This window comes from Streptomyces sp. NPDC037389 (genome assembly GCF_040636475.1).
GTDB classification, from domain to species: Bacteria; Actinomycetota; Actinomycetes; order Streptomycetales; family Streptomycetaceae; genus Streptomyces; species Streptomyces hesseae.
Map to the genome: position 1 here is coordinate 157,483 of NZ_JBEZUS010000007.1, position 24,414 is coordinate 181,896.

The window sequence follows — 24,414 nt, forward strand, 5'->3', positions numbered from 1 at the left end:
TCGGCCAGCCTACCCACCCCAAACGCCGCTGCCGCCACCCGAACGAATGACCTATGGCACCGACGTACGACCGGATCAAGCGCGCGGAAACGTCACTCCTCCCGTCGCGCCCCCGGCCCGTTCGCGTAGCCGTGGGCGACGACCCGGTCCGCCATCTGCCGACCGTACGACGCCGGGTCCGCCGGAAGCGGAGCCGCCAGGCCGTCCACGTAGCGGTTGTACATGCAGAACGCCGCCGCGATCAGCACCGTGTCGTGGATCTCCACGTCCGTGGCGCCCGCCTTGCGGGCGGCCGTGACGGACTCCTCGGTGACTTCCTTGCCGCCCTTACGGACAAGGCCGGCGATGGTGAGCAGAGCGCCGATCTTCTCCGGGAAGCCGGAGAAGTCGTGGTCGTCCAGGACGCGACGGACGGCCGGCATGCCGCCTTCGAGTTCGCGGGCGGCGACCTCGGAGTGCCCGCCGGTGCAGAAGGCACAGCCGTTGCCGTGCGAGACATAGGAGGCGATCAGTTCGCGCTCGCCCCGGGAGAGCGGACCGGGAGCGCGGAGCATTGCGTCCGCCAGGTCGTTCAGCGGGTCGGCGGTCTCCGGGCGGAACCGCATCAGGCCGATGATCCCGGGCGCGTCGTTCCCCACGTCTATGTGCGGCACAACGTCTCCTCTCACTGGCGTGGATCCACCAGCATTCCGCACCGGAAGCACGCCGCATAGACAGCGAAACGGCCGTGCCGCCCACTCCACATGAGGAGGGGCGGCACGGCCGTTTGTCATCGCGTGGGGATTACTCCCACTCGATCGTCCCCGGCGGCTTGCTGGTCACGTCCAGCACCACACGGTTGACGTCGCGCACCTCGTTCGTGATGCGCGTGGAGATCCGCGCCAGCACGTCGTACGGCATGCGCGTCCAGTCCGCCGTCATGGCGTCCTCGGACGAGACCGGGCGCAGCACGATCGGGTGGCCGTACGTACGGCCGTCGCCCTGCACGCCCACGCTGCGGACGTCGGCGAGCAGCACGACCGGGCACTGCCAGATCTCGGCGTCGAGGCCGGCGGTGGTGAGCTCCTCGCGGGCGATGGCGTCGGCCTCGCGCAGCAGGTCCAGGCGCTCCTGGGTGACCTCGCCGACGATGCGGATGCCGAGGCCCGGGCCCGGGAAGGGCTGGCGCTGGACGATCTCGGCGGGCAGGCCGAGCTCCTGGCCGACCATGCGGACCTCGTCCTTGAAGAGCTGGCGGAGCGGCTCGACGAGCTCGAACTCCAGGTCCTCGGGGAGGCCGCCCACGTTGTGGTGGGACTTGATGTTGGCGGTGCCGGTGCCGCCGCCGGACTCGACGATGTCCGGGTAGAGCGTGCCCTGGACGAGGAACGCGACGTCCTCGCCGCCGGCCGCGCCCTCGGCGACGATCTCGGCCTGCGCCTGCTCGAAGACGCGGATGAACTCCCGGCCGATGATCTTCCGCTTGGTCTCCGGGTCGGAGACGCCTGCGAGCGCGCCGAGGAATCGCTCCTGCGCGTCGACGACCTTCAGCTGGACGCCCGTGGCGGCCACGAAGTCCTTCTCGACCTGCTCGGTCTCACCCTTGCGCATCAGGCCGTGGTCGACGTAGACGCAGGTCAGCTGGGAGCCGATGGCCTTCTGCACCAGGGCGGCGGCCACGGCGGAGTCCACGCCGCCGGACAGGCCGCAGATCGCGCGCTTGGTGCCGACCTGCGCGCGGATCGCCTCGACCTGCTCCTCGATCACGTTGCCCGTGGTCCAGGACGGCTCGATGCCCGCGCCGCGGTAGAGGAAGTGCTCCAGAACCAGCTGGCCGTGCGTGGAGTGCATCACCTCGGGGTGGTACTGCACGCCGTAGAGCTTCTTCTCGTCGTTCTCGAAGGCGGCGACCGGCACCAGGTCCGTGGAGGCGGTGACGGCGAAGCCCTCGGGCGCGGCCGAGCAGGCGTCGCCGTGCGACATCCACACGGACTGCTCGACGGGGGTGCCCTCGAAGAGCGTGGAACCACTCTTGCTGACGCGCATCGCGGTGCGGCCGTACTCACGGGCGCCGGTGTTGTCGACCGTGCCGCCCAGCGTCGTGGCCATCAGCTGGAAGCCGTAGCACATGCCGAAGACGGGGATGCCGGCCTCGAAGAGGGCGAGGGCGTCGTCCAGGCGCGGGGCGCCTTCCTCGTACACGGAGGAGGGACCGCCGGAGAGGATGATCGCCTTGGGCTTCTTGGCGAGCATCTCAGCGACGGGCATCGTGCTGGGGACGATCTCGCTGTAGACCCGGGCCTCACGGACACGGCGGGCGATGAGCTGGGCGTACTGCGCGCCGAAGTCGACAACGAGCACCGGTTCCGCGGTGTTGTCGTGGACGGCGGCGGGGGGTGCTGCTGACACGGGAGCGGCCTTCCGGCGGTCGGGAGGGGGTCTGTATTTGTCGATTCTACCGGGGAGCGGGGGGTTCCTTTTGTCTCACCATCCGAATACCGGCCCGGGGCGCGTTGGCCACGGGGCCGTTCCCGGGCCATACTGGGCGCCATGCGCAAGCACCTGACCTTCGTCTTTACCTATGGCACCCGGCCCGTCCGGCTGCCATGGTCGTGCTGCTTGAGCAACTGACAAGCGACTTCCCAGGCGCCCCGGGCCGACAAGGCCCGGGGCGCCTGTCGTTTTCCCGGACCTGTCCGCCTCCGGGGGCCCCGGCCCTTTTGGAGAATCCGACATGACCATGAACGCGCTCGGCGCCATCGCCACGACCGCCGGCACCACCGCCCCGGCCACCACGACCCCCGCCGACACCGGCGCCCGTACCCCCGAGGCCGCCGGAGTGATCACTGACGCCCGGGGGCGGATCGACGATCTCGACGGCCGCATCATCGGTCTCGTGCAGGAGCGGATGGCCGTCTCGGCGGTGATCCAGCGCGAGCGCATCGGCTCCGGCGGCCGGCGCGTCAACCTCTCCCGCGAGATGGAGATCCTCGGCCACTACCGCGAGCAGCTCGGCCGGCCGGGCACCGCGCTGGCCATGACCCTGCTCGAGCTGTGCCGGGGCCGCGTCTGAGGGGCTCCGGGGGACGAGGCCGGCGGCCCGCGCCGTCAGCCGGACGGGCGGGGGCCGTCACCCGTACGGCGCCGTGACCGGCGGCTGATCATCTTCGTTAATACCGGTGACCGCACCAGCCAGGAGCGGTCCTCTTGAAATCCACGCGTGGCTTCCGTCCCTGTCGGCCTGGGCGCCCGGCATCGACAGGGCGGATCCGCCGGAGTGGGAGACGCGCGAGCACGCGTGTCGTGGGACCCCCCTCCGGTGGCGAGGCGACCGGTCAGCAGGGGACAGCAGCCCGGCCGCCGCCCAAGGGACGGTCGGTTCCGGGGACGCCTGGAACCGACCGTATCCGGTCGAAACGGTTGCGCCCGGGAGGCGCATCCCCCACGATGCCAAGGGGGACCGCAAGTCCGCACCAATTCGCTTGCGTCCCACCGCCATTGGTTCAACCATCCGGTTCAAACCTCTGGTTCAGGTATCCGGTTCAGATATCCGGTTCAGTCATCCCCACAAGCCCGCGGCGCTCCCCCCGGCGCCGCTCCGCGGCACCGACCCTGCCCTGAACTCGGTGCCGGCAGTCAAGGGCCCCGTGGCCGCCCGCACGCCCCCGCGGAGGCGGCCCGGGGCCCTTCGCCGTGTCCCGTGCGCCCAGTACGTCAGGAATCCCGCGGCACCCTCGGCACCGGCAGCAGCGGCAGGCGCAGCGCCGCGAAGGCGTCCTTGGGCACGGCCGGGTGCCGGGGCTCGACGGCGGCCGTGCGCTCGTACACCCGTCCCTGCTCGGGGCGGGGGTCGGTCTCCCCCTTGTTCGGCCAGAAGGACATCGCGCGCTCGGCCTGCGCCGTGATCGTCAGGGACGGGTTGACGCCGAGGTTGGCGGAGACGGCCGCGCCGTCGACGACCGAGATGCCCGGGTGGCCGTAGAGCCGGTGGTACGGGTCGATCACGCCCCCGGAAGCGTCGGCGCCGATCGGGCAGCCGCCGATGAAGTGCGCGGTGAGCGGCGTGCCGATGAGCTCGCCGACGTTGCTGCCCGGGAAGCCGTTGATCTCCTCCGCGACGAGGGACGCCGCCCGCGCCGCCTGCGGGATCTGTACGGGGTTGGGCTCGCCGTGGCCCTGCCGGGCGGTGAGCAGGCCCTTGCCCGGGCCCTTCGGCCGCCGGTACGTGGTGAGGGAGTTGTCCAGCGACTGCATCACCAGGCCGATGATCGTGCGCTCGGACCAGCGGCGGTTGGACAGTGACCGCAACAGCAGGACGGGGTGGCGGACGCACCGTCCCGCGAAGGCCACCGCCCGGGGCGCCCGCGTCCCGACGGGCACCTGGAGGACGGACAGGAAGCCCATCGCGTTGGAGCCCTTGCCGTAGCGGACGGGCTCGATGTGCGTGTCCGCGTCCGGGTGGATCGACGACGTGATCGCGACGCCCCGGGTGAAGTCGGGTCGCCCACCGTGGCGTTCGCGGTAGCGACGGTCGGTGGTCTGGGCGCCGACCAGCGCCTCGGAGTTCGTCCTGGTCAGCATGCCGAGCCGGGGGGAGATCCCGGGCAGCAGGCCCTTGTCCCGCATCGTGTGCAACAGCGTCTGCGTGCCGTACGTACCGGCGGCGAGCACCACGTACCGGGCGCGCAGCGCCACCGGGCGCGCCCGGTGGCGCCCGTGCCGCCGGTCCGTGGGGACGGTGACGACGCGATATCCGCCGTCACGGTGCTCGGTGACGGCCAGCACCGTCGTCATCGAGTGGATCACCGCTCCGGAGCGCTCGGCGAGGTGGAGGTAGTTCTCGCAGAGGGTGTTCTTCGCGCCGTGCCGGCAGCCCGTCATGCACTCGCCGCACTCGACGCAGGCCCGCCGGTCCGGCCCGGCGCCCCCGAAGTAGGGGTCGGGCACCTCCTCGCCGGGCCGGGCGCGGCGCTCGCCGTCGCCGTCCCGCCCGTCCCCGAAGAACACCCCTACCGGCGCCATGTGGAAGGTGTCCCCCACTCCCATCTTCTCGGCGGCGGCCTTGAGATGGACGTCCGACGGGGTGGTTGTCGGGTTGATCCGCACCCCCAGCATCCGCCGCGCCTGCTCGTAGTGCGGGCGCAGCTCGCGCTCCCAGTCGGTGATCCCGGCCCACTGCGGGTCGTCGAAGAACGCCTTCGGCGGTACGTAGAGGGTGTTGGCGTAGTTGAGCGAGCCGCCGCCGACGCCGGCGCCCGCCAGCACCATGACGTTGCCGAGCAGGTGGACGCGCTGGACGCCGTAGAGGCCGAGGACCGGGGCCCAGAGGTAGTTCCGCAGGTCCCAGGAGTTCCTGGGCAGGGTGTCGCGGGTGAAGCGGCGGCCCGCCTCCAGCACGCCCACGCGGTAGCCCTTCTCCGTCAGGCGGAGGGCGGATACGGCACCGCCGAAGCCGGATCCCACGACGACGACGTCGTAGTCGTACGGCGCGTCGTGCGATGCCTCATGCGGTGCGTCGTGCGGTGCCTCGTACCGTGCCTCGTGCTCTGCCGATGCCATAGCCATCGCCTCCTCAGCGCAGCCGGAGCGCCTTCAGGGCGCGCAGCCCGCCCGTCATCAGCCGTGCGTACGCCTCGTCGTCCAGGCCGAACGCGGGTCCCATCGGCACCAGCCGCTGCTGGGCTATCGTCTGCGCCTCCGTGTACTTGAGGATGCCCTCCGCGCCGTGCCGCCGGCCCAGGCCGGAGTCGCCCATGCCGCCCATCGGCGCGCGGGCGCTGCCGTAGGCCGCCGCGTACGCCTCGTTGACGTTGACCGTGCCGGCCCGCAGCCGGGCCGCGACCGCCCGGCCCCGGCGCCCGTCCGCCGTCCACACGCTCGCGTTGAGGCCGTACGGGGTGGCGTTGGCGAGGCGCACCGCCTCGTCCTCGTCGTCGAAGCGGTAGACGGAGACCACCGGACCGAACGTTTCCTCGGTGCAGACCGCCATGGGTGATTCCACCCCGTCCAGGATGGTCGGCTCGTAGAACAGCGGTCCTATGTCCGGCCGGGGGCGGCCGCCCGCGAGGACCGTGGCGCCCTTGGCCACCGCCTCGTCCACGTGCCGGGTGACGTTCTCCAACTGCCGCTGCGACACCAGCGACCCCATGTCGGCGCCGTAGGCGAGGCTCGTGCCCAGGCGCAGGGCCTTCGTACGCGCGGCGAATCGCTCCAGGAAGAGGTTTGCCACGGAGGAGTGGACATACAGCCGCTCGATGGAGACGCACAGCTGGCCGGCGGAGGAGAAGCAGCCGCGGACCGCGCCCGCCGCCGCCTTCTCGACGTCCGCGTCGCGCAGCACCAGCATGGCGTTCTTGCCGCCCAGTTCGAGCGAGCAGCCGATGAGCCGGGCCGCCGCGCCCCGGGCGACCTCGCGGCCGGTGCGGGTGGAGCCGGTGAAGGAGACGTAGTCGGCGTGGGCGACCACGGCGGGACCGACGACCGGGCCCTCGCCGAGCACCACCTGCCACACGTCTTCCGGAAGCCCGGCCTCTATCAGCAGCTCACGGGCCCACAGGGCGGTCAGCGCGGTCTGGGTGTCGGGCTTCATCACCACGGCGTTGCCCGCGGCGAAGGCGGGCAGGGCGTCCCCGACGGACAGCTCGAAGGGGTAGTTCCAGGGTGCGATCTGGCCCACCACGCCGCGCGGCACGCGCAGTTCGGTGACGCGGGTGAGGGTGGGGAGGACGCCCAGGTGCGCCTTGGGCCGCAGATAGACGGGGGCCCACCGGCCGTAGTGCCGGGCGGCGACGGCGACGGCCTGCACCTCCTCATGGGCGTGCAGCCGGGCCTTGCCCGTCTCCAGCTGGATGAGGTCGAGTATCTCGGCCTGGCGGGCGAGCACGAGGTCGTGGAAGCGCAGCAGTACGGCCGCCCGGCGCCGTACGGGGGTCTCCGCCCAGGCGCGGCGCGCCTCGCGGGCCCGGGCGAAGGCCTCCGTCACGTCCTCGGACGAGGACTCCGGCAGGTCGGCCAGCTTCCACCCGGTGAAGGGGGCGTGGCTCGCCGTGCGGCCGCCGGAGCTCACCACCGCACGCGTGAGCCGGGCGACGAGCTCCGAGGTGACGACGTCGGCCGCGACGCGGGCGCACGCCGGGGCGACGGGATTGCCGTCGGGGGAAACGCCGCCATCGACGGCGTCGCCATCGACGACCGGCTTGCCATCGGCGACTGTTCCAGTGTCCTGCGTGTCCGTCATGCGGGTGAGCGTATGCCGGGCGGGTCGCTTTGAATACCCGGCGGTAATCAACTCTCTTGTCAGGGGGAGGAGACGGGCCTCGTCCGTACGAAGGTGGACAGCGCCGTATCGAAGTACCGTTTGCCCTCGTCCGCCTTTCCCACCGGCGAGGACACCCATACGTCGTACATCTTCTCCCCCTCCTCCCAGGCGAGGTCGTAGGTGTGCCGGGAGCCGGCCGGGGCCTTGTTCTCCTTCTCCTCGAAGCCGTCCCAGGTGAACTCCCAGGACGCCGCCCGGTGGCCGCGCAGTTCGGTCCGTTCGACCTTGCCGTCCCGGTAGCCGGGATAGCGGTCGGGGGCGAGGGCGGCGGAGGCGCGCATGACCGTGATCGGACCGCCTTCCTGGACGTCCTGGATGAGGAAGCCGATGCGGAAGTCCTTGCCGGGCGAGTAGTAGAAGACGCGCGGCGGCTCCAGGGAACGGGTGAATCCGTCGGGCACGGCGAAAGCGAAGCCCGCCGGGTCCTGGACGGAGCGATATCCGGCGGGCGCGGTGACTGAGGCACTGGCGGGTGGTGGCGGTGGCGTGGACGGCGACACGGACACCGCCGCCGACGCGCCGGGCGTCAAGGGTGCGGAGAAGGGCGGTTTCCCGTCGGCGAGCCCCCTCTTCGCGCCGTCCTCGTTCATCAGCAGCGCCGCCGCCCCGGCGCCCATGCCGGCCAGCGCGACCACGGTGAGCGCCACCATCAGGGTCGTGCGGGCGTGGTTTCCGGACAGCGCCGGGGTGTGGGGCGAGAGCGGGAGGGCGGGCCGCGTGGGCAGCCGGTCCGGGGGCAGTCGGCCGGCCTCGAGAAACGCCCTGAGCAGCGCCTCCGCCTCGTCCGCGCTCATCCGTCGCGCCGGGTCCCGCTCCAGCAGGCCGCGGACGACCGGGAGCAGCGGACCGGCCGCGGCGGGCGGCCGGATCTCGTCGTAGACGACGGCGTGGAGGATGCCGCCCAGCGAGTCACGGTGGAAGGGCGACTCACCACTGAGCGCGGTGCACAACAGGACGCCCAGCGACCACAGATCGGACTCCGGGCCCGTGCTCCCGCCCGACATCCGCTCCGGCGCGGTGTACTCGGGCGAGCCGACGAACGCGCCCGTCTCCGTGATCGTCGTGACGCCCGAGACCTGGGCGATGCCGAAGTCGGTGAGCACGACGCGGCCGGTGGTCTCCTCCAACAGGACGTTGGGCGGCTTGATGTCCCGGTGCAGCACGCCCCGCGCGTGCGCCGCGCGCAACGCGCCCAGCAGCGCGATCCCGATCCGCGCCGCCTCCTGGACGCCGACCGGCCCCTCCGCCGACAACAGGCCCGACAGGGAACGGCCGTCGATCAGCTCCATGACGATCCAGGGCCGGCCGTCCTGCTCGACGATGTCGTGCATCACGATCACGTTCGGATGCCTGATCAACGCGACCGCGCGCGCCTCGCGCAGCATCCGTCCGTACTGCGCCCGGGTCTCCCGCTCGGACGGCTGCTCGTCCACGTGCAGCTCTTTGACCGCGACCTCGCGCGCCAACAGCTCGTCCATGGCACGCCATACGGTGCCCATACCGCCGCGCCCGATCTTCCGGCCCAGCCGGTACCGCCCGGCGATGAGACCGCCGTGTGCAGCGAAGGTGCCCATGAGCCCATATTGCCCCACCCCCACCCGCCCGACCGGGCCCGTGCCGGACGCTTCACCCGGCGGCACGCCCTGGGTATCGCTCCGGCGTTTCCCGGCGCGCGGGGGCGCCAGGGGTGGGGATTTCCGCTGGCGCAACATTTGCCCGATTCGCGAACTTCGTCCGCCTGCCCCGCACCGGCCGGAAAAACCACCCTCGACATTCATGTACAGTTGTTCCCGCAACGCCGACCGGCCAGCGGAAACGCCACCGGGACGCCGAGCGCTCGTAGCTTAACGGATAGAGCACTTGACTACGGATCAAGAGGTTGCAGGTTCGAATCCTGCCGAGCGCACTCTCTTCGACGGGAGCCAGACATATCGAATGTCCGGCTCCCGTTCTTCGTTTCCGGAGCCGTCCGTACGCTCCGCCGCCGTGAAGCCGTGGCGCTCGTAGAAGCGGTGGGCCGGGGCGTTGATCTGGAAGGTCCATAGCTCCAGGCCCTCGGGGCGGCGTTCCTTGGCCAGCCCGACGAAGCGGTCGCCCAGGCCCTCGCCCCGGTGCTCCGGGGCCAGGTAGAGCTGGTCGAGGTGGCCGTCCTGGAGGACCATCACACCCACGATCGCCCCGGCTTCCCCTTCCGCCACCCACGTCTCGCGCTCGGGCACGACCACATAGCGGAACCACGCCCGTACCTCGTCGTCCGTGTGGGCGCGGCGGACGGTCGGGAGGGCGGCGTCGTACGAGCGCAGCCACACCTCGGCGGCTCCAGGCGCGTCGGCCGGCTCCGCGCGGCGGATGATCACGATTTTCGCGTCGGTCATACGGCGCACCGTCTCAGCCCCATGGGCGTTGCGCACCCCCATTTCCCGCGCCCTAGGACGGGATCTGTCCTATTTCCCGTCTACCGTCGCCCTCATGAGCAGCAGTGCCCTCCCCCGCATCAGTGACGACGCGCGTCGTGCCCGGCTCGGCAGCCGGCATCTTCTCGCGCCCGCGCATCGGGCCACCGCCGTCGAGGACGTGGCGGACGCGGTCGTCGGGCTGCACGCCACCGACGCGGCGACCGTCTATCTGTCCGCCTGCGCGCGGCTCGCCGAGCCGGATCCGGCCGAGGTGGAGCGGGGGCTGTACGACGACGTGACGCTGATCAAGCTGTGGTCGATGCGGAGCACGATCTTCGCCGTGAGCATCGACGCCGCCCCCTGTGTGGAGTACTCCACCGCTCGCCCCGTCGCTCTGCGCGCACGGGCCGGGCTGCTGAAGGCCCTCGGGGAGGCATGGGACGAGCGGCGGCTCGCGGAGACCGAGAAGGCGGTGCTGGAGGCGCTCGCCGCGCGCGGGGAGGCGACGACGGCAGAGCTGGCCAAGGACGTGCCCGCGCTCCGGGAGAAGATCACGATGTCGCCGGGCAAGCCGTACGAGGCGCGGCAGAGCGTGGGGAGCCGGGTGCTGCGGCTGCTGGCGTCGGACGGACATGTGCGGCGGTCCAGGCCGCGCGGGTCCTGGACGAGCAGCCTCTACGCGTGGGCGCCCGCGCCCCGCGTTCCCGAGCTGCCCGAGCGCGAGGCCCGGGCGGAGCTGGTGCGGCGGTGGCTCGCGTCGTACGGGCCGTCGACCGAGGCGGATCTGAAGTGGTGGACGGGCTGGTCGCTGCGCGATACGCGGGCGGCGCTGGCGGACGTGGGGGCCGTGGGCGTGCGGCTCGACCGGGGGCCGGGGCTCGCACTGCCGGACGATCTCGAGCACGTCGAACCCACCGGTGACTGGGCGGCGCTGCTGCCAGGGCTCGACCCGACGGCCATGGGCTGGCGGGAGCGCGACTGGTATCTGGACCCGGAGCACGTCCCCTTCCTCTTCGACCGCGCGGGGAACATCGGGCCCACGGTGTGGTGGAACGGCCGGATCGTCGGCGGCTGGGCCCAGCGGGCGAACGGCGAGATCGTCTGGCGGGCCCTGACGGACACGGGACGTGACACGGCCGCCGCCGTCGAGGCCGAGGCCGGGCGGCTGGCCACGTGGCTGGGGGACGTACGCGTCACGCCCCGGTTCCGTACGCCGCTGGAACGGGAGCTGGTGCGGTGAGCCCGCCGGGCCCTCAGACCTCCGACTGGCGCGTCGGGCGCTCGGTCCACTCCTCCCCGTACGGCGTGGTCATGAACTCCAGCGCGACCGTGCCGCCCGGGTCGCGGAGGTAGAGGCCCCGGCCGCCGTACTCGTGGTTGATCGTGCCTTCGGCCTCGGCCCTCATCAGCGGGTCGGGGAAGTAGGGGAGCCCGCGCTCGGTGATCCGGGCGAGGATCGCGTCGAACTCCCCGTCGGTGACGAGGAAGGCGAGGTGACTGGTGTTGAGGTCGTCCGGTGCCACCAGGTCGTCGCAGAAGTCGATGCCGACGCCGTTGGAGCTGGTGATCTGGGTGAAGTGGCCCCAGTCGCGGGGGGCCTCGGCGGCCATGAGTCCCGCGACGAAGGCCGCGGTCTCCCGGCGGTCCTTGACGTGGACGATGATGTGGTTCAACTCGTTTGCCATGACTGCTCCTTCGGTTGAGGATCGGTGGAACCGGTGGAACCGGTGGAACGAGGTGGTCAGGGGGTCGGGCGTGCCGGCCGACCCGGCAGGGCGAGGCCGCCGAGGGCCGCGCACGCGGTGAACGCGGCGGCGACCAGCAGTCCCCTTCCATAGCCCGCGGCCAGCGCGGAGGCGATGTCGTGCGCGCCGGAGGCGAGGCGGTCCGCTGTGACGTGCGCGGCGACGGTGCCGACGACGGCGAGGCCGACGGCTCCGCCGACCTGCCGGGAGGTGTTGACGAGGCCCGAGGCGAGCCCGGCCTCGGCGCGGTCGGCGCCGGCGGTCGCGGCCACCGTGGCGGGCATGGTGGCGAGGCCCGTACCGAGGGTGGCCAGTACGAACGGCGCCAGGACGTCGGTGGTGTAGCCGCCGCTCGCGTCGACGCGCGAGAGCCAGAGGAAGCCGATCGAGCTGAGGGCCATGCCGCCGACGAGCAGCGGGCGCGGCCCGGTGCGGCCGATGAAGCGGGTGGCTATCCGGGCGCCCAGGATGATCGCGAGGGAGCCGGGCACGAAGGACATGCCGGCGCGGATCGGGCTGTAGTGGAGGCCGCGCTGGAAGTAGAGGGAGAGCACGAACCACATCGAGAACATGGCCGCGCCGATGACGACGACGACCGGGTTCGCGGTCGCGACGGCCCGGCGGCGCAGCACGCGCAGCGGTACGAGCGGATGGGCGACGCGGGCCTCGACGGCGACGAAGGCGGCCAGCAGGGCGGCGGACGCCACGAGCGGCCCCCACACCTGTGGTGAGCCCCAGACGTGGGTCTCGCTGGCGACGATGCCGTAGACGAGGGCGGTGAGCCCGGCGGTCACGGTCACCGCGCCGGGCAGGTCGAGGCGGCGGAGCCCGCCCTGGCCGGAGGCGGCGGCCGGGACGTACGCGAGCGCGGCGGCCAGCAGGGCAATGCCTATGGGGACGTTGACGAACAGCACCCAGCGCCAGCCCGCGTACTCGGTGAGGATGCCGCCGATCACGGCGCCGACGGCGCCGCCGGCGGCCATGACGGCGCTCCAGGCGCCCATGGCCCGGGTACGGGCGGCGGGCTCGGTGAAGGTCGTCATGATCAGGGTGAGGGTGGCGGGCGCGAGGACGGCGCCGCCGACGCCCTGCACCGCGCGGGCGGCGATCAGCAGGCCGCCGTCGGTGGCGAAGCCGCCGGCGAGGGAGGCGGCGGTGAAGGCGGCCACGCCGGTCAGGAAGGCCTTCTTGGTGCCGACGAGGTCGGCCAGCCGGCCGCCGAGCAGCAGCAGCCCGGCGAAGCCCAGGGTGTAGGCGTTGACGATCCACTGCTGGCCCGCGCCGTCGAGGTGGAGCTCGGCCCCCATGGACGGCAGCGCCACGTTAACGATCGACACATCGAGGATGACCATGAACTGGGCCACGCAGGCGATGGCCAGGATCGCGGCGGTGGAGCGCGGACCGGCGGCGGCCGTCGGGCCGTCCTCCGTCCGCTGGGGGGTGGTGGCGGTGTGCATGCGGGCGATCTCACCCCATCGGGAGCATCGAAACTAGAGCGACTACAAAAATATAGCACCTCTACTTCTGCTTGTCCGGTGGTTATTCTTGACGCCATGACAAAGGCCACGACCAGCGCCGGCAGCCCCTCCCCCGGCGCATCGCCCGCCACGGGGATGCGCGGCCGCAAACGGGAGCGGACCCGTCGCGCCATCTCCGACGCGGCCTTCCGGCTCTTCGCCGAGCAGGGCTTCGAGGCGGTGACGCTCACGCGGATCGCGGCGGAGGCCGATGTGGCGCCAGCGACGGTCTTCACGCACTTCGCGTCGAAGGAGGACATCTTCTTCAGCCGCCGCGAGGAGTTCCGGGAGGGCCTGCCGGACTCGGTGGCCCCGGCCCGGACGGGCGCCGAGCTCATGGCGGGCCTGCGGGAGTTCTACGCCCACGGCATCGAGCTGGTCCTCGACCCGGACCGGCTGGAGACCGGGCGGGTCTTCGCCCGGGTGCTGCGCGGCAGCCCCGCGCTGATGAGCGGCTATCTGCCGATGGGCCGGGAGCGGCAGCGGCTGCTCACCGAGGTGCTGACGGCACGGGCCCCGCGGGCCAGCCGGGCCGAGCTGGAGCTCTTCGCCGCGCTGGCCGTCGCCGCCGGGGAACGGGCCTACGACGTCCTGCACACCGCCCTCGTTGCGGACGAGCCCGTCGAGCGGGTGCGCGCCGCCGCCACCGAGGCCCTCGACCTGGGCTTCTCCCGGCTCGCCCACGCCTATGAGGGCTCGCACGTCCTCGACGCGGACGCGCGGCCCTCATAGGACTGCGTCAGTACTTCGCCTCAGCCCACGACCTTCCACGACAGCTCGCCGCTCAGCCGCTTGGCCAGCTCCGGGTCGCGCACCGCGTCCGTACGGTCGACCGCCCGGGCCGTCAGCGTGTGCGCACGACCGTCGCGGGGGACGCCCAGGGCGGACGGCACGACCGCGGTCTTCCCCCGGAACCAGACGACCTCGTGACCGTCGACGTACCAGTGCACGGTGCTCGTCGCGGCGGGCAGCCGGACGCCCACGCGCGCGCCGCGCCCGACCGTCGAACCGGCGGCCGCCATTCCGTCGGTGGCGGTCAGCACGCTCGCGTGCCGGTAGAAGCCCGCGATCATGGCCTCACGGCCGGGGAGGTTGAACTCCCGCCCCAGCGACCGCATGATCGAGTTCTCGGTGGGGCGGAAGAGGCCCTTGGGGTAGTACCCGCCGCCCTCGAAGGACCCGACCGTGCCGCCGTCCGGCGACGACTGGCCCAGCCAGCGGTACCACTTCGTTCGCTGCGCGGCCATCCGGCCCGCGTCGAGCGTGCTGATGTTGACGTCGCGGGGCTCGGCGCCGGTGTAGGTACCGTACTCGTCGTACTGGTACTCGTCGGCGAGCTTGCCCAGCGAGTGACCGGTCTCGTGGACAGCGATCTGGTCGGAGCGGTCGTTGTCGGAGGAGGCGGTGGCGATGCCGTCGTAGCCGACCCGGGAGACGACGTCGTTGTAGCCCGCCCCGCCGTACTTGGCGGAGTTGGCGAGCACCACCACGAGATCGGCGGCGGGCGCCTTGGCGGCGTACGACTCGACCTTGCCGGTGTCGACGCACAGCAGCCGCTCGACCCCGTCGCAGAAGAAGCCCGAGCCGAGGGCGGTGTCCCGTTTCACGTCCCGCGCCGGGTCACCGGAGACGCCGGAGTCGCGCGAAACGGCGTCCACGGCCCAGACGTTGAAGAGGTTCCGGTACGAGGCGTAGGGCTCGACCGCCGTCATCTTCGCCCACTTGGCGCGTACGGCCGCGTGGAAGGCCTCCTGCTGGGGGGCGGTGTAGCCGTCGCCGATGAAGACGACGTCGAGCTTGCTGCCGACGGCGCCGTTGTTGACGACGGAGGTCACGGCGCCGTCGCCCTTGACGGCCGGGGCCGGGGCGAGCGAACGGCTCGGGGTGGGGGAAGCCGGGACGGTCCTGTGGTGGGGGTGACCGCCGGGCTCGGTGAAGTACTCCACCCGCTGGGTGGGTTTGGGCGTCGGCGTGGCACCAACGGCGGAAGCGTCCGGAGCAGCGGCGAGCGCGGACAGTAAGGCCGCGCCCGCCGCCAAGGATATTCGTCTGTACGTGTGCATGGGGGGGTCCTCCCGAACCGAAACCCGCTGCATTAAGTGGCGAGTTAAGTCGTGTTAAGGCGCGGCTCAACGTAGAGGCCCGGGAGGCTCATGACAATGGATGTGACGGGAAAGGAAGGAGGCCACTACCGAGAGGTGGTCAGGCCTCGTCCCGGACGAGCCTCAGCAGCCGGTCCAGCACCACGCGGCCGCCCGCGCGCACGCCGTCGTGCTCGTACTCGTCCGTGACCCACGTCCGCAGCCCCGCGATCGAACGGGCCGTGCGCAGGGAGTGCTCGGTGTCCACGTAGAGGTCGTCGTGGTAGACGGCCGCCGCCACCGGCACGGTGTTGCGGGCGAGCCTGTCGGCGTCGTAGAGCGGGGTCCAGTCCTCGCGCTCCGCGAGGAGTTCGGCGGTGCGCCGCAGGGGGCGGAGGGCGGGCTGGGTCTCCAGCATCCAGGGGTGGACGGTCTCGCCCGTGAAGAGGAAGCGCCCCTCGGGCTCGAAGTGGCGTTCGAACTGCGGGAATTCCGCGCGGACGCGCTCGGCGGACCAGTGCGTCGCGCGCCCGTCCTGGGCATAAATGACCTCATGAAGGAGGGTGTAGAGCGGGCTGGCGGTGCGCGAGAGCACCGCCGCGGCCTGCTCGCCGAAGGCGTCCGACAGCCGCGGCCCGGCGGCCGTCGGCACGAAGGCGTCCTCCAGGAGGTAGTGCAGCCGGTGGGAGCCGTCGCCGGTGCCCAGCAGGATGCCGAGCTGCTGGAACGCCGCCACGGTCAGCACGGAGCCGTCCGGGAGGGTCTCCTCCGTCTCCGCCAGGTGCTCGGCCATGCGCCGCGCCACCGCCTCGTCGCCCGGGTAACGGGCGTAGTGGGCCAGCGTCTTGCGCTCCATGCGCGGGTAGGCGGCGCGGTAGACGGCGTCCGCGTCGCCGTCCAGCGAGGGCAGCCCGCCGGTGATCACCACCTCGGAGAGGCCCTCCGGCGCGTACGACAGGTAGGTGACCGCGCAGAAGCCGCCGAAGCTCTGCCCGAGGACGCTCCAGGGGCGGCCGCCGGTCAGCAGCGGACGGATGTACTCGCAGTCGCGGACGATCGAGTCGGCCCGGAAGTGGGCGAGGTACGCGGCCTGCTGCTCGGGGGCGCCGCGCAGGGGCAGGGTCTGCCGGTTGGCGAGGGTGGAGCGGCCGGTGCCGCGCTGGTCGAGCAGGAGGACGCGGTACTCCTCCAGCGCGCGGCCCAGCCAGTTCTCCCGGCCCACGGGACGGCCGGCGGGGAAGCCCGGCCCGCCCTGGAGGAAGACCAGCCAGGGCAGGTCCTCCCGGGCCCGGCCCGCGGCGACGACCTCACGGGCGTAGAGGCGGATCCGCTCGCCGCCCGGACGGGCGTGGTCGAGCGGCACGTCGAAGAAGTGGTCGGTCATGACGAGGCCGGGCTGGCGGACCGTGCCCGCCTTGGAACCCCCGATGGGCCCGGTGTTCGTGGTGTCACCGTTTCCGGTGGTCTTCGGTATGGGCGGCACGGACGGCGCAGGCGGCACGATTACATCCTCACGTAAGCAGATTTAACGTACGGCTTGGATCACGGCGCAATGTACCGAGGGGCGGAAGTGGCCGAGAACAGCACCCACGGCATACGGGCGGACGAGCCCTCCGACATCGGCCGCCGCGTCCTGCGGCTGCGGACCGAGAAAGGGCTCACCCAGAAGCAACTGGCCGAGCCCGCCTACACGGCGGCGTACATCTCCACCCTGGAGGCCGGCCGGGTCCGGCCCTCCGAGACCGCCCTGCGCCATCTCGCCGGGCGGCTCGGCACCACCGTCGAGGAACTGGCCACCGGGCGGCCGCCCCACCTGGCCACCGAGCTGCGGATGCGGCTGACGGACGCCCGGCGCACCCTGGCCACCGGGGACGCGGAGGACGCCGCCGCGCTCTTCCGCGCCCTGCGCGCCGAGGCGGCCGCGCTCTCACTGGTGAACGAGGAGTCCACCGCCGTCCTCGGGCTCGGCGACTGCGCGCTGGAGAGCGGCGACCTCACCACCGCCCGCGATCTCTTCGCCGAGGCCGAGACGCTCCTCGCCGACCAGCCGCTGCCGCGCCGCGTGCCCGCCCTGCGCGGCCGGGCCGTCGCCCACCTCCTCGCGGGCGAACTGCGCTACGCCTGCTACCTCCTGGAGACCGCCCTCGACGAGCTCAACGTCTCCGGGATGCACGACCCCGACGCCCTGCTCCTCCTCTACACCGCCTCCATCGCGCCCTACATGGACATGGGAGCGCACGCCCGAGCCGCGCACGCCGCCGAGCTCGCGCTGGCGCTCGCGCCCCAGGTGGACGATCCGGCGCTCGTCGCCGCCATGCACCGGGGCGTGGCCCGCAGCCTCATCGCCGAGGGGCGCATCGCCGACGCGGACGCCTCCCTCGCCAAGGCCCAGGAGCTCTACCAGCAGCTGCACATACGGACCGAGCTCGCCCACTGCCACTGGATGCGCGGCTACGTCCACGCGCAGGACGGCAATCTGCGCAAGGCCGAGAGCGAGCTGCGCACCGCCCGCGACATGCTGGCCTCCAAACGGGCCGTGTTGTTCACCGTGCAGGTGGAAGTGGAGCTCGCGGACGTACTGCGGCGCCGGGGGAAGGCGGCGGAGGCGGCGGAACTGCTGCGCCCGCTGCTCGCGCCCACGGCGCTCGGCGCCGAACGGGGCGCCGTCCACGCGGGCGGGGCGCACCGGCTCCTGGGGCTCATCGCGGAGGACCGGGGCGACACGGACGCCGCCGAGGAGCACTACTGCGCCGCGCTGTCCCTGCTGGAGCGCACGGGCGCGGCGGGCGACCTCGCGGACCTGTGCCGGCTGCTGGGTGATCTGCTGCGGCGCACGGGGCGGACGGAGGCGGCGCTGGACGCGTACCGGACGGGGCTGGGGCACCGGGCGGCGCCGGGGACGACCACGCTGGGGCCGGCGCCGAAGGCACCACCGCAGTGGCCTGCCGGGCGGATCTGACACCTGGAGGGCTCCGGCCCCCGGAGCCCCGGGGGAAAGCGGACAGGCCGCCGCCGGGGGGTGCGGCGGCCTGCGAACATGAGCCGCACCCGGCGGCGGGACCGGCGTCCCGTCCCCGCATGGTGCAGCATGGACAGCACTCTGCCGCCCGGGTCCCGGAAGGTCCATCCGCCCCGGGTCCCGGTTCGCCCCCCGCCGGTCGGCGGGGGTCGTCCGGCCCGCGGGCGGAGCCCTGGGCTCCGGCGGCCGCCGACGGTACGGCAGGCTGGAGGGGCGGGGCCGCCCACGGCCCCGGTGGACGAGGGAAGAGGTAGCGGACGGTGATCCGTGTGGCGGTGGTGGACGACGAACAGCTCGTCCGGTCCGGGCTGCGGATGATCCTGGGCACGGCCCCGGACATCGAGGTGGTCGCGGACTGCGGTGGCGGCGAGGCCGTGGCCACCGTCGCCGCGCACGCCCCCGACGTCGTACTCCTCGACATCCGGATGCCGGACGTCGACGGCCTGACGGTGCTGCGCGCGCTGCGGACCGCCCCCGACCCGCCGCGCGTCGCCATGCTCACCACCTTCGACGCCGAGGAGTACCTCGCCGCCGCGCTGCGCGCGGGCGCCGCCGGCTTCCTGCTCAAGGACACCGACCCCGAGCAGCTGGTGCGGGCCGTGCGCACGCTCGCCGGCGGCGGGAGCGTCCTGGACCCGGGTGTGACCCACGCGGTCATCGGCGGCTATCTCGCCGCGGAGGCCGAGAGCACCGCCGCCGAGGCCGTACGGGGGCTGACCCCGCGCGAGCGCGAGGTGCTGGGGCTGCTCGGCGCGGGGCTGGCCAATCCGCAGATCGCCGAGCGGATGGGGCTGGCGCCCAGCACGGTCAAGGACCACGTGCGCGCGGTCCTCGGCAAGCTGGGCGGGCTCAACCGCGTCCAGGCCGCGATCGTCGCCGACCGGGCGGGGCTGGTGAGTACGGGCCCGGGCGCGCGCGGTGGGTCCCCCGGGACGGGCGGGGGAACCGGGAACGGGCGGCCGTGACGATGCCGTGGCGCGCCTCCCTGCCCTCCCGGGTGCCCGACTGGGCGGCGGTGGCGGGGCCCGCGCTGTTCGCGGCCGGGGACGCGCTGCTGGTCAACGGCGTCACGCCCCGGTTCTCGCTGTGGGCGTCGCTGCTGGCGGCGGTGGCGCTGCTGTGGCGGCGCCGGTTCCCGGCACCGGTCTTCCTGGCGACGCTGCCGGGGATGTACTACGCGTACATCTGGATCGCGCCGATGTTCGCGCTCTACACGCTGGCGGTGCGGCGCACGGCCAGGCCGCGCGCCGACAAGTGGCTGCTGGGCGGCGCGGGACTGCTGATGGCCGCCGCGCAGTTCCTGCCGTACCCGGTGTCCGACCTGGCGCTGGCCGACCGTCGCGAAGCGGGCGTCAATCTGCTCGACTCGATCGTGGTGGCGACCACGCCCATCGCCTTCGGGCTGCTCACCCGCGCCCGCCGCGAGCTGGTCGGCCGGCTCGACGAGCTGACGCGCAGCCGCGCCCGGGAGGACCGGCTGCTGGCGGACCGGGTGCTGGCCACGGAGCGCGCGCGGCTCGCCCGTGAGATGCACGACGTCGTCGCCCACCAGGTCAGCCTGATCAGCCTCCAGGCGGGGGCCGTGCAGATCAGCACCGGGGACGCCACGGCCCGCGAGGGCGCCCGGACGATCCGGGAGCTGTCGGTGCGGACCCTGGACGAACTGCGGCACATGGTGGGCATCCTGCGCGCCGCCGGGGCCGACACCGAGGAGCTCACACCGCAGCCCCGGCTCTCCGACCTGCCCCGGCTGATCGAGCTGAGCGCGCTCGACGTCGCCTTCGAGGACGGCTCCGACCCGGGCGCCGAGCGCCCGGAGGCCGTGGAGCGGGCGGCGTTCCGCACGGTCCAGGAGGCGCTGACCAATGTGCGCAAGCACGCGCCCGGGTCGAAGACGCGGGTGCGGGTCGCGGAGGAGCCGGGGGAACTGGTCGTCGAGGTCCGCAACGGCCCGGCGGACGCGGCGGTCCCGGTTCCGGAGCTGCCCGGCGGGGGCCATGGCCTGGTGGGGCTGCGCGAGCGGGCGCAGAGCCTCGGCGGGACGCTGGAGGCGGGTGCGACGGACGAGGGCGGATTCGCCGTACGGGCCCGCTTCCCGCTGACGGACCGCTGAGACTGACGGATCGCTGACGTCGACGGGGCGCCGCCGACGTTGACGGGACGCCGAATCACCCGTGCCGGTGCCACGGTTCGGTGGATTGTTGACGATGCGACCATTCCCTCGTCCGATGGAACGGCGGGGCGGCCTGATGACGCGTCAAGCTGACATCAGGCCGACAGCGGGTCCGTGCTCTCCTCGGTCGCGCTGTCCAGGTCCGGGTAGACCTCGAAGAGCCTGCGCACCCCCAGCGCGGCGAGCACCCTGTTGACGTGGGAGCCGTCCACCGCACCCTGGGCGGGCAGGATCAGCCGCAGCCGCCCCTGGCAGGAACGCATCAGCCGGCGGGCGGCGATCAGCACGCCCACGCCGCTGGAGTCGCAGAAGCGGACTTCCGCGAGGTCGAGCACCAGACTCCGCCGCCCGTCCGCGACAGCCTCGTGCACGTGCTGCCGCACCGCTGGGGAGGTCACCAGATCCATCTCGCCGCAGACCCGGAGCACGGCCCAGTCCCCCTGCTCGTGCTCCACCACCTTCAACGTCACGCGCTCGAGCCCCTTCACTCGGTCTGTCGTTCCTATGGAATGGACCCTTCCGCGGTATGGCTGCCTGGCGCTTCCCCCGTGCGGCGCCGAGTGAAACACCGCGGTCTCGTACGCGGTACAAGCCGACCACTGTTGAGCCTATGCCCAGCTCGAACCGTTCATCCCCATAGATCCGGTCACACCCGCATAACACATCGGCACATTCGTGCACGTACGATCGACCCCGATCGCCACATACATGGATCATGCACTTACGGTGACCGCCCCAATACCACACGCGACATGGATCAGGCGGCGCCTTTCCGGGATTCGCCCCAAGCGCTCGTGCGGTGTCGGAGCCGCCCGTTACATTCGGCGTGAGGGCGTACAGCAGTGCGTACTTAAGGGGGCCGGACCAATGACGAACGACGCGCCACCGCGCTGGGACCGCAGGATGCAGCAGCGCCTCGCGCACGGCGAGGCGGCGGCCCTCGGCGAGCTCTACGACCGTTTCGCCTCGCTCGTGCACAGCCTCGCCCACCGTGTCCTGGGCGACGAGGCCGGGGCCGACCGCGTCACGCGCGAGGTCTTCGGCCATATCTGGGAGCACCCCGAGGAGTTCGACCCCCGGGAGGGCTCCCTGCGCTCCTGGATCGCCGGCCTGGCCCACCGGCACGCCGTCAGCAGGCTGCGCCGCACAGAGGCCGACGAGGAGCGGCCTGCGGCGGAGATCGAGGAGAAGGTGCGCGCCGCGAGCGCCGCCGCCCGCGCGGACTACATCGTCACGTCCATGCCCGTGCCCCTGCGGGCCGCGCTGGATCTCGCCTACTTCCGCCGCCTCGACTACCGCCAGACCGCCGTACGGCTCGGCGTCACCGAGGACGAGGCGCGGCGCAGACTCCGGCTGGGCTTACAGCTGCTGTCCACGGCCCATGAGGGGCCGCGCGCGGTCTCGCCGCCCGGCGGTGGGGCGGCGCTGCGATGAGCACGGCACCCCGACCGGGCGAGAGCGGCGGGCACGGCGTGCCCGGGTCGCACATCCCTCCGCAGCGCGCGGCCGTGGAGGACGGCGCGGGCTGGGCCGCGACCCCGCTCGTCCGCTCCCACCCACTGCTCAAGTCGCTGCTCGGCGCCTGGGCGCTGGCAGCCTGCTCGCCCGAGGAGACCGCCGCCGTAGAGGCCCATCTGACCGACTGCGCGCCCTGCGCCGACGAGGCCGTCCGGCTGCGCGACGCCGTCGCGCTGCTCCACCCCGAGGACAGCCTCGATATCGATCCGGGGCTGCGCGGCCGGGTGCTGGCCGGGGCGCTCAGCCGCAGACCCGCGCGGATACCGGTCCCCGAGTGGGCCGCTCCCTACGAGGCGGAGGCGTCCCGGCTCGACGCGCTGCTTCGTGACATCGGCGAGGCGGAGTGGCGGGCCCCGGTACGGCTCGAGTGGTTCGACGGGCGCTCCGCCGCCGCGCGCGAGGTGACGGTGGCGGATGTCATCGGCCATCTCACCGCGGTGGACACGATCGTTGCGGGCGCGCTCGGCATGGCGGACCCGCTGCGCGGGGCGTCGCCCGAGGAGCGGACGGAGGCCCTGTGGGCGGCGGACGCGGCCGACCGGACGCCCGCGTCGGTCCGCGCCGCGTGGCGCGACCAGGAGCAGGCGCTGATACGGACGGTGTCCTTCGCGGGCGGCGCCGCGGCGGAGCTGCCCGTGGACTACGGGCCGTTCGCGCTGCCGCTGCGCGACGCCTTCCTGGACCGGGCCTTCGAGTGCTGGACGCACGCCGGGGACATCGCGGAGGCGGTCGACTACCCCTACGCGCCTCCGTCGCCGACCCACCTCAACGGCATGATCGACCTGGCGGCCCGGCTGCTGCCCGGCGCGATAGCCGCCCGGCGCCGCGCCGGCCTCGCACCGCCCGCGCGCACCCTGGTGGCGGCGGGGACACCGGGTCGTGCGCTCCATCTGGAGATCGAGGGGCGGGGTGGCGGACACTGGTACATCGCCCTGGACTCCCCCGGGGCGACCGGCACACCCGAGGGGGAGGTGGCCCATGTGGCGCTGGACGGGGTCGAGTTCTGCCGGCTGGCCGCGGGCCATGTCCCGCCGGAGGAAGCGGCGGCGGGCTCGCTCGGCGACGCGGAAGCCGTGCGCGACGTCCTGTACGCGACGGCATCACTGTCACGGCTGTGACACGCCGCTGACCCGCTCCTGACTCCTGAACCCTTCCTCGGCCCGCCCGGGCCGAGGAAGGCGGAGGGACGCAGTTACGCGAAGACGACCGTGCGGGTGCCGTTCAGCAGGACGCGGTGCTCGCTGTGCCACTTCACGGCACGGGCCAGCGCCTGGCACTCGACGTCGCGGCCGACGGCCACGAGCTGCTCCGGGGTGACCTGGTGGCCCACCCGCTCGACCTCCTGCTCGATGATCGGGCCCTCGTCGAGGTCGGCCGTCACATAGTGCGCGGTGGCACCGATCAGCTTCACACCGCGCGCGTGCGCCTGGTGGTACGGCTTCGCGCCCTTGAAGCTCGGCAGGAAGGAGTGGTGGATGTTGATGATCCGGCCGGACAGGGCCTTGCAGAGGTCGTCGGAGAGGACCTGCATATAGCGGGCGAGGACGACGAGCTCGACGTTCTCGGCCTGGACGAGCTCCAGCAGTCGCGCCTCGGCCTCCGCCTTGTTCTCCCTCGTCACCGGAATGTGATGGAAGGGGACGCCGTAGGAGCCGACGAGCTCGGCGAAGTCCGTGTGGTTGGAGACCACCGCGGCGATCTCCACCGGGAGGGCGCCGATCCGGGAGCGGAAGAGCAGGTCGTTGAGGCAGTGCCCGAACTTGGACACCATCAGGACGATGCGCATCTTCTCGTCGTCCCGGTGGATCTGCCAGTCCATCTGGAAGGAGTCCCCGACCGCCGCGAAGCTGGCCCGCAGCTTCTCCAGCGTCACCGGCGCCTCGGCGCCGAAGTGGACGCGCATGAAGAACAGGCCCGTGTCGCGGTCACCGAACTGCTGGCTGTCCTCGATGTTGCAGCCGGTCATGAAGAGATAGCTGGACACCGCGTGAACGATGCCCTGCTTGTCCGGGCAGGAGAGGGTGAGGACGTACTGCTGGGGCTGTTCGGTGGTCATAGCCCAATAGCGTCGCACACCCGGGACCCTGCCGATGCCCGTCGGCGCCTCGCCGTCTCGGCAGTACCTCGGCAGTGCCTCGTCGGTACCCGGCAGTACCTCGCCAGTGCCTCGTCGGTACCCGTCAATACCTCGTCGCGAGCTCCAGCACCGCCAGCGGGGGCGGCGGAGCGTCCGGGTCGTGGCCGTCGCCCACGGCCATTCGCACATGCGCCTCACGGGCGGCGCGGACGGCCTCCGGCCAGCCGTGGTGCTCCAGATACGCGGACACCGGCGCGTCCGCCCCGACCTGGTGCATGATCCGCAGCACTCGCAGCACGGCGACGTCGACGAGCGCGGCCTCTCCCGAGTCCCGGAAGACCGTGCCGACGTACTTCTCGGCCGACCAGTTGTCCAGCCAGGTGTCCTCGACCAGGCGGTAGACGGCGTCGGTCAGATCCCCGTACTCCTCCCGGCCCGCCACCCAGCACTCCTGCTGGAAGACCGGGTCCGAGAGCATGTGCAGCGCCGAGCGCACGTTCGCACGCCAGCGCCACCACGGCATGTCATTGAGCGGCATACCGCCCATGGTGGTCGAGCGGCGGCCGCGACGGGAAGACTTCTCTGAACCCT

21 protein-coding genes and 1 tRNA gene are annotated in these 24,414 nt (G+C 72.6%); 9 read left to right on the forward strand and 13 right to left on the reverse strand.

Annotation, left to right across the window (positions count from 1 at the left end; genetic code table 11):
- Positions 1 to 92: 92 nt before the first annotated feature.
- Positions 93 to 653 carry a carboxymuconolactone decarboxylase family protein gene (locus AB0E98_RS17380; protein WP_361703064.1) on the reverse strand — a complete coding sequence of 187 codons (561 nt, stop codon included), beginning with the start codon at positions 651 to 653 and terminating at the stop codon, positions 93 to 95.
- 130 nt (positions 654 to 783) lie between these two features.
- Positions 784 to 2,388: a glutamine-hydrolyzing GMP synthase gene (guaA, locus tag AB0E98_RS17385; RefSeq protein WP_361703067.1), complete on the reverse strand. Its 1,605-nt coding sequence runs from the start codon at positions 2,386 to 2,388 to the stop codon at positions 784 to 786.
- Between the two features lie 325 nt (positions 2,389 to 2,713).
- Between guaA and AB0E98_RS17390 the strand changes: the two genes are divergently transcribed.
- Positions 2,714 to 3,052: a chorismate mutase gene (locus AB0E98_RS17390; protein WP_361703070.1), complete on the forward strand. Its 339-nt coding sequence runs from the start codon at positions 2,714 to 2,716 to the stop codon at positions 3,050 to 3,052.
- A gap of 641 nt (positions 3,053 to 3,693) precedes the next feature.
- Here AB0E98_RS17390 and AB0E98_RS17395 read toward each other — a convergent pair.
- From AB0E98_RS17395 to AB0E98_RS17405, 3 genes are read right to left on the reverse strand one after another with little or no spacing between them, the layout of a single operon-like run.
- Complete coding sequence (locus AB0E98_RS17395; RefSeq protein ID WP_361703073.1) at positions 3,694 to 5,544, reverse strand: GMC family oxidoreductase; 1,851 nt, start codon at positions 5,542 to 5,544, stop codon at positions 3,694 to 3,696.
- Between the two features lie 7 nt (positions 5,545 to 5,551).
- Positions 5,552 to 7,216, reverse strand: coding sequence for a succinic semialdehyde dehydrogenase (locus AB0E98_RS17400; RefSeq protein WP_361703076.1), 1,665 nt, complete (start codon positions 7,214 to 7,216; stop codon positions 5,552 to 5,554).
- A 59-nt stretch (positions 7,217 to 7,275) separates the two neighbouring features.
- Positions 7,276 to 8,871 (reverse strand): serine/threonine-protein kinase, encoded by a 1,596-nt coding sequence (locus AB0E98_RS17405; RefSeq protein WP_361703078.1) that lies wholly within the window; start codon positions 8,869 to 8,871, stop codon positions 7,276 to 7,278.
- Positions 8,872 to 9,130: 259 nt separating this feature from the next.
- On the opposite strand from AB0E98_RS17405, the gene AB0E98_RS17410 reads away from it, so the two are divergent.
- Positions 9,131 to 9,203, forward strand: a tRNA-Arg gene (locus AB0E98_RS17410).
- Here AB0E98_RS17410 and AB0E98_RS17415 read toward each other — a convergent pair.
- Complete coding sequence (locus tag AB0E98_RS17415; protein ID WP_361703080.1) at positions 9,169 to 9,672, reverse strand: GNAT family N-acetyltransferase; 504 nt, start codon at positions 9,670 to 9,672, stop codon at positions 9,169 to 9,171. The two genes, AB0E98_RS17410 and AB0E98_RS17415, sit on opposite strands and share 35 nt — an antisense overlap.
- Before the next feature lie 94 nt (positions 9,673 to 9,766).
- Between AB0E98_RS17415 and AB0E98_RS17420 the strand changes: the two genes are divergently transcribed.
- Positions 9,767 to 10,933 carry a winged helix DNA-binding domain-containing protein gene (locus AB0E98_RS17420; protein ID WP_361703083.1) on the forward strand — a complete coding sequence of 389 codons (1,167 nt, stop codon included), beginning with the start codon at positions 9,767 to 9,769 and terminating at the stop codon, positions 10,931 to 10,933.
- A gap of 13 nt (positions 10,934 to 10,946) precedes the next feature.
- On the opposite strand, the gene AB0E98_RS17425 is transcribed toward AB0E98_RS17420, so the two are convergent.
- Both AB0E98_RS17425 and AB0E98_RS17430 read right to left on the reverse strand, forming a co-directional pair.
- A complete protein-coding gene (locus tag AB0E98_RS17425; RefSeq protein WP_361703085.1) occupies positions 10,947 to 11,378 on the reverse strand; it encodes a VOC family protein in 432 nt (143 codons plus the stop codon).
- Positions 11,379 to 11,434: 56 nt separating this feature from the next.
- On the reverse strand, positions 11,435 to 12,895 hold the full coding sequence (locus AB0E98_RS17430; protein ID WP_361703087.1) for an MFS transporter: 1,461 nt from the start codon (positions 12,893 to 12,895) through the stop codon (positions 11,435 to 11,437).
- A gap of 96 nt (positions 12,896 to 12,991) precedes the next feature.
- On the opposite strand from AB0E98_RS17430, the gene AB0E98_RS17435 reads away from it, so the two are divergent.
- Entirely contained in the window at positions 12,992 to 13,687 is a 696-nt protein-coding gene (locus tag AB0E98_RS17435) for a helix-turn-helix domain-containing protein (RefSeq protein WP_361703090.1), read from the forward strand.
- A gap of 20 nt (positions 13,688 to 13,707) precedes the next feature.
- On the opposite strand, the gene AB0E98_RS17440 is transcribed toward AB0E98_RS17435, so the two are convergent.
- Entirely contained in the window at positions 13,708 to 15,018 is a 1,311-nt protein-coding gene (locus AB0E98_RS17440) for a M64 family metallopeptidase (RefSeq protein WP_361703091.1), read from the reverse strand.
- A gap of 139 nt (positions 15,019 to 15,157) precedes the next feature.
- Entirely contained in the window at positions 15,158 to 16,420 is a 1,263-nt protein-coding gene (locus AB0E98_RS17445) for an alpha/beta fold hydrolase (protein ID WP_361703631.1), read from the reverse strand.
- A gap of 186 nt (positions 16,421 to 16,606) precedes the next feature.
- On the opposite strand from AB0E98_RS17445, the gene AB0E98_RS17450 reads away from it, so the two are divergent.
- The 3 genes from AB0E98_RS17450 to AB0E98_RS17460 all read left to right on the forward strand — a co-directional run bounded on the left by AB0E98_RS17450 (position 16,607) and on the right by AB0E98_RS17460 (position 20,168).
- Positions 16,607 to 17,995, forward strand: coding sequence for a helix-turn-helix transcriptional regulator (locus AB0E98_RS17450; RefSeq protein WP_361703094.1), 1,389 nt, complete (start codon positions 16,607 to 16,609; stop codon positions 17,993 to 17,995).
- A gap of 320 nt (positions 17,996 to 18,315) precedes the next feature.
- Positions 18,316 to 19,020 carry a response regulator transcription factor gene (locus AB0E98_RS17455; protein WP_361703096.1) on the forward strand — a complete coding sequence of 235 codons (705 nt, stop codon included), beginning with the start codon at positions 18,316 to 18,318 and terminating at the stop codon, positions 19,018 to 19,020.
- 2 nt (positions 19,021 to 19,022) lie between these two features.
- On the forward strand, positions 19,023 to 20,168 hold the full coding sequence (locus tag AB0E98_RS17460) for a histidine kinase (protein ID WP_361703633.1): 1,146 nt from the start codon (positions 19,023 to 19,025) through the stop codon (positions 20,166 to 20,168).
- Positions 20,169 to 20,323: 155 nt separating this feature from the next.
- On the opposite strand, the gene AB0E98_RS17465 is transcribed toward AB0E98_RS17460, so the two are convergent.
- Positions 20,324 to 20,698, reverse strand: coding sequence for an STAS domain-containing protein (locus tag AB0E98_RS17465; RefSeq protein WP_361703099.1), 375 nt, complete (start codon positions 20,696 to 20,698; stop codon positions 20,324 to 20,326).
- Between the two features lie 397 nt (positions 20,699 to 21,095).
- Here AB0E98_RS17465 and AB0E98_RS17470 point away from each other — a divergent pair, with 397 nt between their 5' ends.
- Both AB0E98_RS17470 and AB0E98_RS17475 read left to right on the forward strand, forming a co-directional pair.
- Positions 21,096 to 21,662, forward strand: coding sequence for a sigma-70 family RNA polymerase sigma factor (locus AB0E98_RS17470; protein ID WP_361703101.1), 567 nt, complete (start codon positions 21,096 to 21,098; stop codon positions 21,660 to 21,662).
- Positions 21,659 to 22,864 (forward strand): maleylpyruvate isomerase N-terminal domain-containing protein, encoded by a 1,206-nt coding sequence (locus AB0E98_RS17475; protein ID WP_361703103.1) that lies wholly within the window; start codon positions 21,659 to 21,661, stop codon positions 22,862 to 22,864. Before AB0E98_RS17470 ends, AB0E98_RS17475 begins: the two co-directional genes overlap by 4 nt.
- A 74-nt stretch (positions 22,865 to 22,938) precedes the next feature.
- On the opposite strand, the gene purU is transcribed toward AB0E98_RS17475, so the two are convergent.
- Positions 22,939 to 23,802: a formyltetrahydrofolate deformylase gene (gene purU / locus AB0E98_RS17480; RefSeq protein WP_361703106.1), complete on the reverse strand. Its 864-nt coding sequence runs from the start codon at positions 23,800 to 23,802 to the stop codon at positions 22,939 to 22,941.
- Between the two features lie 124 nt (positions 23,803 to 23,926).
- On the reverse strand, positions 23,927 to 24,370 hold the full coding sequence (locus AB0E98_RS17485) for a hypothetical protein (protein ID WP_311611822.1): 444 nt from the start codon (positions 24,368 to 24,370) through the stop codon (positions 23,927 to 23,929).
- Positions 24,371 to 24,414 lie beyond the last annotated feature (44 nt).